Annotated in this window: 8 protein-coding genes, 1 tRNA gene and 1 pseudogene; 3 read left to right on the forward strand and 7 right to left on the reverse strand. The window is 62.2% G+C overall.

Annotated features, from left to right (window positions below; translation table 11 throughout):
* Window positions 1-324: 324 nt before the first annotated feature.
* From AB5S05_RS21790 to dapA, 4 genes are all read right to left on the reverse strand, one after another.
* Window positions 325-414 (reverse strand) — tRNA-Ser (locus tag AB5S05_RS21790).
* A 296-nt stretch (window positions 415-710) separates the two neighbouring features.
* Window positions 711-1,580 carry a phosphoribosylaminoimidazolesuccinocarboxamide synthase gene (locus tag AB5S05_RS21795; protein ID WP_369289603.1) on the reverse strand — a complete coding sequence of 290 codons (870 nt, stop codon included), beginning with the start codon at window positions 1,578-1,580 and terminating at the stop codon, window positions 711-713.
* An 83-nt stretch (window positions 1,581-1,663) separates the two neighbouring features.
* Window positions 1,664-2,767 carry an NlpB/DapX family lipoprotein gene (gene bamC, locus AB5S05_RS21800; RefSeq protein ID WP_369289604.1) on the reverse strand — a complete coding sequence of 368 codons (1,104 nt, stop codon included), beginning with the start codon at window positions 2,765-2,767 and terminating at the stop codon, window positions 1,664-1,666.
* Window positions 2,768-2,784: 17 nt separating this feature from the next.
* On the reverse strand, window positions 2,785-3,663 hold the full coding sequence (gene dapA / locus AB5S05_RS21805) for a 4-hydroxy-tetrahydrodipicolinate synthase (RefSeq protein WP_369289605.1): 879 nt from the start codon (window positions 3,661-3,663) through the stop codon (window positions 2,785-2,787).
* 227 nt (window positions 3,664-3,890) lie between these two features.
* Here dapA and AB5S05_RS21810 point away from each other — a divergent pair, with 227 nt between their 5' ends.
* Entirely contained in the window at window positions 3,891-4,451 is a 561-nt protein-coding gene (locus AB5S05_RS21810; protein ID WP_369289606.1) for a glycine cleavage system transcriptional repressor, read from the forward strand.
* An 11-nt stretch (window positions 4,452-4,462) separates the two neighbouring features.
* On the forward strand, window positions 4,463-4,936 hold the full coding sequence (locus tag AB5S05_RS21815) for a peroxiredoxin (RefSeq protein ID WP_369289607.1): 474 nt from the start codon (window positions 4,463-4,465) through the stop codon (window positions 4,934-4,936).
* 41 nt (window positions 4,937-4,977) lie between these two features.
* Here the strand turns inward: AB5S05_RS21815 and AB5S05_RS21820 are convergent, their stop codons facing one another.
* Window positions 4,978-6,045: an AI-2E family transporter gene (locus tag AB5S05_RS21820; protein ID WP_369289608.1), complete on the reverse strand. Its 1,068-nt coding sequence runs from the start codon at window positions 6,043-6,045 to the stop codon at window positions 4,978-4,980.
* Window positions 6,046-6,082: 37 nt separating this feature from the next.
* Complete coding sequence (locus tag AB5S05_RS21825) at window positions 6,083-6,334, reverse strand: sulfurtransferase TusA family protein (protein ID WP_369289609.1); 252 nt, start codon at window positions 6,332-6,334, stop codon at window positions 6,083-6,085.
* A gap of 107 nt (window positions 6,335-6,441) precedes the next feature.
* Here AB5S05_RS21825 and AB5S05_RS21830 point away from each other — a divergent pair, with 107 nt between their 5' ends.
* Window positions 6,442-7,875: a M48 family metalloprotease gene (locus AB5S05_RS21830; RefSeq protein ID WP_369289610.1), complete on the forward strand. Its 1,434-nt coding sequence runs from the start codon at window positions 6,442-6,444 to the stop codon at window positions 7,873-7,875.
* 23 nt (window positions 7,876-7,898) lie between these two features.
* Here the strand turns inward: AB5S05_RS21830 and AB5S05_RS21835 are convergent.
* Window positions 7,899-8,018, reverse strand: a pseudogene (locus tag AB5S05_RS21835) (IS1595 family transposase); the annotation flags it as partial.

Consider the following 8,018-nt stretch of genomic DNA (forward strand, 5'->3'; position numbering starts at 1 on the left):
CCACCCCGTCAGCCCGGCGCATTCTACACGGCTTTCGCCGTGCCGCAAGCCCTAAAAACAAGATAACCAATTGATCTACAAGAGGTTTTCCGAAAGGCCTGCGCCGGAAGTGGTGCGCATTATAGGCACCACAAGGAAGCGGTCAAGCTTTTAATTGAAAAGACCCACTCAAACAGCTTCTTTGCCTCATGCAGATGGCGTACAGACCTTTAGCCCACCTGTGAATCGCCCCGGCTTTCCTAGACACTTTCTAGACAGTGGCACCCTAGAAACGCGAAAGCCCCTGACTTCTCTAGGAAATACAGGGGCTTAGGTGTTGCGATATGGCGGGAAGATAGGGATTTGAACCCTAGGAACTGTTGCCAGTTCAACGGATTTCGAATCCGTCCCGTTCGGCCACTCCGGCATCTTCCCGTGGCGGCGCGCATGATAGCAGCAGAATAGCGATTGGCGAAGCCCGATTAGCATTTTTTTCGCATGCATTCAGATGCTTGCGACGGAGCGCCCTAAACAGGTAGGGGTAAATGGGTTGCCGGCGGGCGTTGCAGGTGCCTTGCGGCAGCAGGCCCTAACCCGGCTCGCGCTTGCCTGTGTGCCTGGAGCCCCCAACAAGCACGGGTAAACCAGCAGCCTCCACCTGAAAGCCATTGGCACATTCCGAAATAAGAAAGGGGCACCTAAGCGCCCCTTCTGACCTACACGAAGGACGATCAGGCGGTCAGCCTGGTCAACGCCTCGCGGTATTTATCGGCGGTCTTCTGCGCGACTTCGGCCGGCACGGGCGGGGCCGGTGGCTCCTTGTTCCAACCGGTCGATTCCAGCCAGTCGCGCACGAACTGCTTGTCGAAGCTCGGCGGATTCTTGCCTTCGACATAGCTGTCGGCCGGCCAGAAACGACTGGAATCCGGGGTCAGCACTTCGTCCATCAGGGTCAGGGTGCCGTCTTCGTCCAAGCCGAACTCGAACTTGGTGTCGGCGATGATGATGCCGCGGGTCGCCGCATATTCGACGGCAGCACTGTAGAGGGCGATGGAGGTATCGCGGACCTTGGCCGCCAGCTCTGCACCGATGATCGCTTCGCACTGCTCGAAGGAGATGTTCTCGTCGTGGTCACCAACTGCGGCCTTGGTCGAAGGGGTGAAGATCGGCTGCGGCAACTTCGACGCCTCCTGCAACCCGGCAGGCAGCTGGATGCCACAGACGGTGCCAGTCTTCTGATATTCCTTCCAACCGGAACCGACGATATAGCCGCGCACTATGGCTTCCACGGCGACCGGCTTGAGGCGCTTGGCCACTACCGCGCGACCTTCCACCAGCGGCAGCTCAGCAGGCGGCACCACGTCCTCGACCCTGTCGCCGGTGAAGTGGTTGGGCACCAGATCGACCAGCTTGTCGAACCAGAAGTTGGAGATCGCGGTAAGGATCTTGCCCTTGTCCGGGATCGGCTCGGCGAGGATCACGTCGAACGCCGAGAGACGATCGGTGGCGACCATCAGCATGCGCTTGTCGTCGATCTCATAAAGGTCGCGGACCTTGCCCGAGTAGATTTTCTTCAGGCTCAGGGTCGAGGGTGTGGTCATATCGGAGTTTCCGCCTTTAGTAAACGAAACAGGCGAAACCCTGGGGCTTCGCCTATCGGTGTTACCGCCATGCCTGCAGCCTGTTAGCCGAGGTTTTCCTGGATCAGCCCCAGAATGCGGCGCGCCACATCGGCCGGTGCCACGGTATTGAGGTCCTTGTCCACGGTAACCTGCACACTGTCGCCGACAGGCGTCAGGCGAATTTGATAGCGCTCGGCGCGGGCTTCAATTTCTTCCTTATCGGCCTCACCACCGAACAGCCTGCCGAAGAAGCCGGGCTCCTCACCCTTGTGCTGGGTACCTTCAGCCAGGTTGATGTAGTACACACCCAGGCTACGATTGAGATCGTCGATGCGAATATCGGCCGCTTCCAAGGAGCGGCCGACGCCGGACCAGGCGCGATCGAAATCGGCGCCGAGGTTCAGCACAGGGTTGCCATTGCCATCCTCGCTCAGGCTGACTCGGCTTGGCGCGTCAAAATCGCGAGCCGCCAGCAACGACACGGAGCCGCCCTGCGCGGTGCTGCGCGTCAGCCCAACGAGCATCTCATCGAGCAGCGCTGCATCCAGACTGGAGCTGGAGCCGCGGCTGGTGAAGGCCACATCGGCCGCGCTGCCGACGGGACGCTCGGCACTGGCCACGAATATTTCGCTGGTGTTGCGCTGCACGCCCGGCTCGATGCGCACCCGAACACGGGTCTCCCCCGTCGCGGCGCCGTTCAAACGACGAGCGAGAGCGGCCGACAGTTGATCGACGCGCTGCCAGTCGGTGCTGAATTCACCGGTCCGGGGACGCTCGTCGACGATGTTAAATCCATTGTCAGCAAAGAATTGGCGAGCCACCGGCCAGACTTCCGCCGGCACACGCTGGGCCACGACCCAGCGCGACGCGCCACTCTTCTGCAGGCTGAACTCACCGGCCTCTGCGCTTACCTTCAAAGGCTGCGGCCGCGGCACTTCGTACTCACCGTCCAGCTTGCTGCTGGCCACTTGCTGCGGCACCGGCAGCAATGGATCCAGACGCCGGACCTCGACATTGGCCGGCAACTGCATAGGCGCGGTTTGCCGCGCCTCCAGGTAGTCACCGCCGCGGTCGCGGAAATAGCCCTCTTCACCCCATAGCCAGCCACATCCGCTGGTGGTAGAGATGATCAGAGCAAGTGTAGAGAATCCGGCCAGTCGCTTCATGCGCAGTAATTCCTCGATTAAACCAATACGCCGGACTGGCGCAGGGCCTGACGCAACGTTTCATGACAACGCGGGCTCAGCCAAGTCAGCGGCAAGCGGATGCCGTCCGGCATCATGCCCATTTCGTGCAGGGCAAACTTCACCGGAATCGGGTTGGATTCGATGAACAGCGCCTTGTGCAACGGCATGAGTCGATCGTTGATCGCCCGGGCAGTAACGGCATCCCCGGCCATGGCCGCGGCACACAGCTCGGCCATCGCCCGCGGGGCGACGTTGGCCGTTACCGAGATATTGCCCTTGCCACCCATCAGCATCAGCTCGACCGCCGTGGCGTCGTCGCCGGAGTAGACCAGGAAGTCCTTGCTCACCCGGTCAAGTACCTCCTGGCCGCGCTGCAGGTCGCCAGTGGCTTCCTTGATGCCGATGATGTTGTCGATCTTCGCCAGGCGCTCGACGGTTTCCGGCAGCATGTCGCAGACGGTGCGCCCCGGCACGTTGTAGAGGATCTGCGGCACCGCCACCGCCTCGGCGATATGGCGGAAATGCTGATACAGCCCTTCCTGAGTCGGCTTGTTGTAATACGGCGTCACCAGCAGGCACGCATCGGCGCCCACCTCTTTGGCGGCCCGGGTCAGCTCGACCGACTCGCGGGTGGAGTTGCCGCCGGTGCCGGCAATCACCGGAATGCGCCCGGCGACCTGGTCGACGACGCGACGAATGACCTCAATATGCTCGGACACTTCCAGCGTGGCGGATTCACCCGTGGTGCCGACCGCGACGATGGCATTGGTACCCTCTTGCAGGTGGAAATCCACAAGCTTGCTCAAGCTGTCCCAATCGAGACCACCTTGCGCATCCATGGGCGTGACCAGTGCCACCATACTGCCCGCAATCATGCAACCGCTCCTGCCGGAAAAATTGAGCCGTAATGGTACTGGCGCCACCAGCCTTGCACAAGCGAAGTACAGGGCCGCAGTGCGAGCGGACTTTCTCCACGAACGGTGAAAGTATCGCGGCAGCAAGCGTCCTCGAGCATTCCCCTCGCCAGCGCTTTTCGCTACCCTTCCGGCTTTGATCGGCAACGCATTGGCGGGCCGACCGCTCATCGTTTTAGGAAGGCTGCATGTCCACCCCCCCAGTTCGCGAACAATTCCTCGTCATCAGTGCACTCGGCCCCAATGCCATGGAGCTGACCAATGTCCTGTGCCGCGCCAGCCATGAAAACCGCTGCGCCGTGGTCAGCACCCGCCTGAGCCGGCACGGCGAATACAGCGCCTTGGTGCTGCAGGTTTCCGGCAACTGGGATGCCCTGGCCCGACTCGAGTCGAGTCTGCCGTTGCTGGCCAAGAAGCATGAATTCTCGGTCAACGTGATTCGCAGTGGCACTGCCGAGACCCGGCCACAGGCCCTGCCGTATGTAGCCTATGTCAGCTCGGCGTACCGTCCGGACATCCTCAACGAACTGTGCCAGTTCTTCCTCGACCACCATGTCGAGCTGGAAAATCTCACCTGCGACACCTACCTGGCGCCGCAGACTGGCGGCACCATGCTCAACGCCACCCTGACCGTCACCCTGCCGGCAGGAACCCAGATCAGCTGGCTGCGCGACCAGTTCCTCGACTTCGCCGATGCGTTGAACCTCGATGCGCTGATCGAACCCTGGCGCCCGCAGACTCCAACCTAACAGGAGCGTTTATGGCCGTAGCAATCGACTCGCCCGTCGCCGACTTCAGCGCCCAGGCCACCAGCGGCCAGCAGGTCCAGTTGTCCGCACTGCGGGGCCAGCAGGTCGTCATCTACTTCTACCCGAAAGACAGCACCCCCGGCTGCACCACCGAAGGCCAGGGCTTCCGAGACCAGTACCCAGCCTTTCAGGCTGCCAACACCCTGGTGTTCGGCGTCTCGCGTGACGGCCTGAAGTCCCACGAGAACTTCAAGGGCAAGCAGGCCTTCCCCTTCGAGCTGATATCCGACAAGGACGAGGCGCTCTGCCAATTGTTCGATGTGATCAAGCTGAAGAAGCTCTATGGCAAGGAATACCTGGGCATCGACCGCAGCACCTTCCTGATCGACAAGCAAGGCGTGCTGCGCCAAGAGTGGCGCGGCGTCAAGGTAGCCGGGCATGTCGACGCAGTGCTCGCTGCCGCCCAGGCACTGAATAAAGACTGAACCAGGAAATACAGGACAAAGGCCGCTCGATGCGGCCTTTTCTATTGACCCAGCGCCTGGGCCTCGCGCCGTGGCCAGGCGCTCAAAACCGCCTTGAACAGGGTCGCCAGGGGAATCGCAAAGAATACCCCCCAAAAACCCCACAGGCCGCCGAACAGCAACACGGCGCAGATGATCGCCACCGGGTGCAGATTGACCGCCTCGGAGAACAGCAACGGCACTAGCACGTTACCGTCCAGCGCCTGGATCACCCCGTAGACCACCATCAGATAGATGAACTGATCACCCCAGCCCCATTGGAACATGCCGATCAGGGCCACCGGCAATGTCACCACTACCGCGCCGATATAGGGCACAACGACCGACACCCCCACCAGCAGGGCGAGCAGCGCCGCATAGTTGAGGCCAAGGGCCGCGAAGGCGATATAGGTGACCACCCCGCAGATGATGATCTCGATGAACTTGCCGCGAATGTAGTTGGCGATCTGCTGGTTCATCTCCTGCGCCACCTGGGTGATCAGGGTTCGCTCACGGGGCAGGTAACCACGAAACCAGGCACCGATCAGCTGGCTGTCCTTGAGGAAGAAAAACACCAGGATGGGCACCAGCACCAGATAGATCATCGCACTGGCCAGCACCGGCAAGCTGGATAGAGAGAACGACAGGGCCCACTGACCAAAACGGCCCAGCTCGCCACGCACCGACTCGATCAAATCCAGCACCTGGGCATCGCTGATCAGGTTCGGGTAACGCTCGGGCAGCAGCAGGAACAGTGCCTGCCACTCGCCGAGCATGCGCGGGAGCTCGTTGAACAGGTTGCTCAATTGCTGCCAGACCAACGGCATCAACACCAGCAGGAACAAGCCGAGCAGCCCCATGAACAAGGCGAACACCAGCCATACGGCGAGAATCTTCGGCAGGCGAAGGCGAACCAGCGCAGTCACCAACCCCTGCATCAGGAACGCCAGGACCAACCCGGTCAGCACCGGCGCCATCATGCCACCCAGGGTCAGCACCCCGGCAAAGCCGAGAATCAGCAGCACCGCCAAGACCACGGCCTGCTCATCGGAAAAATAGCGGTGCAGCCAGTCGCGCAAAACCTTGATCATCAAATTTCCCTAACCTAATCAGCCTGGGCAAAACGCCTCAGGCCTTACGCAACCAGTAGCGATAGACCCCGCCGTCGACATCCTCACGCAGCAAGTGATGCCCGGCCAATTGGGCGAAAGCACGAAAGTCACGCTGCGACCCTGCATCGGTGGCCGTCACCTTGAGCACCGCGCCACTGGCCAACCGATTCAGCTCCAGCTTGGCCTTGAGCAACGGCAACGGACAGCTCAGGCCCGTGGCGTCCACTTCGGCGTCGAAAGCGCCGCTCCAGTCCTGCTGTTCGCTCATGCGATCCTCCCCAAGAAGCCCCATAGGATACCCAACCCCGAGCAACCCTGGCCAGGCAAGCACCCGGCCGGCTACAGTAGCCTCTTTGTTCACCAAGAGCCCTGTGCATGAAGTTCCTGCGCCCCACCCTGCTGACGCTTGCCTGCCTGGCCGCCCTGCCCTGTGCTGCCAGCGATTTGCCGTCGCTTGGCGACGCCAGCTCCGCCATCATTTCGCCCCAGCAGGAACACCAACTCGGCCGCGCCTGGCTGGGACTGCTGCGCGCCCAGGTCAGCCAGCTGTCCGACCCGCAACTCAAGGAGTTCGTCGAGACCAGCGTCTACCGCCTGACCGAGACCAGCGAACTGCAGGACCGCCGACTGGAATTCGTCCTGCTCGACAGCCCCCAGATCAACGCATTCGCCGCGCCCGGTGGGATCATCGGCGTCAACGGCGGACTGTTTCTCTATGCCCAGACCGAAGCCGAGTACGCCTCGGTGATGGCCCACGAGCTGGCGCACCTGTCGCAGCGCCACTTTGCCCGCGGCCTCGAGGCGCAGCAACGCATGCAGGTCCCGGTCATGGCCGCGATGCTGGCCGGGATTGTCGCGGCAGCGGCAGGCGCCGGCGACCTGGGCATTGCCGCCATTGCCTCGACCCAGGCAGCGGCCATTCAAGAACAGCGGCGCTTTTCCCGGCAGAACGAGCAGGAGGCCGATCGCATCGGCCTGGTCAACCTGGAAAAGGCCGGCTACAACCCGCGCGCCATGCCCAGCATGTTCGAGCGCCTGATGCGCCAGTACCGCTACGACCGCCTGCCGCCAGAGTTTCTCCTGACCCACCCGGTCTCCGAATCACGCATCGCCGACACGCGCAACCGCGCCGAGCAGTACCCGGCCGGCGGCACCCAGGACAGCCTGCGCTATCAGCTGATGCGCGCTCGCGTGCAGCTGAACTACGAGGACACCCCCGGGCTTGCCGCCAAGCGTTTTCGCAGCATGCTCGAGGAAAATCCCAAGCTCGACGCCGCCCGCTACGGGCTGGCCCTGGCACAGCTCAAGAGCGGTCAATACAAACAGGCCGGCGACAGCCTGCAAGCGCTCCTGCAGGGCGCCCCGGATGACGCGACCTACAACCTGGCGCAGATCGAGCTGGATATGGCCGCCAGCCGCCTGAGCCAAGCGCAGGAGCGTCTCAAGCGTCTGCTGGGCCTGTACCCGCGCAACTATCCGCTGCGCCAGGCACAGATCAACTTGCTGATGAAGCAGGGTCGGCCACAGGACGCCGGGCGCGCACTCGACGCGCTACTCAAGGACCGCCAGAAGGACCCGGACATCTGGTACCAGGTCGCCGAGGTGCGCGGTCTCACCGGCAACACCATCGGCCTGCACCAGGCCCGCGCCGAGTATTTCGCCCTGGTCGGCGATTACGACCAGGCGATCGAGCAGCTGGACTTCGCCAAGCGCCGTGCCAGCAACAACTTCCAACTGGCCTCGCGCATCGACGCGCGTCAACGCGAGCTGATGGAGGACAAGCGGCTGATCGAACAGATGCTGCGCTAGAGGTGATCTGGCGAACAAAAAGGCTATGTCCCAATAGCGTGTTGCGCGGTGCGTCCTACCGCCTCCTGGATGCAGTGAACTGGCCGAATGCTTTGCTGGTAGCGCTCAAGCATGCGGCGCCAGCCCAGGTAATTGGGGAGGTA

Source organism: Pseudomonas zhanjiangensis (assembly GCF_041027545.1).
GTDB classification, from domain to species: domain Bacteria; phylum Pseudomonadota; class Gammaproteobacteria; order Pseudomonadales; family Pseudomonadaceae; genus Aquipseudomonas; species Aquipseudomonas zhanjiangensis.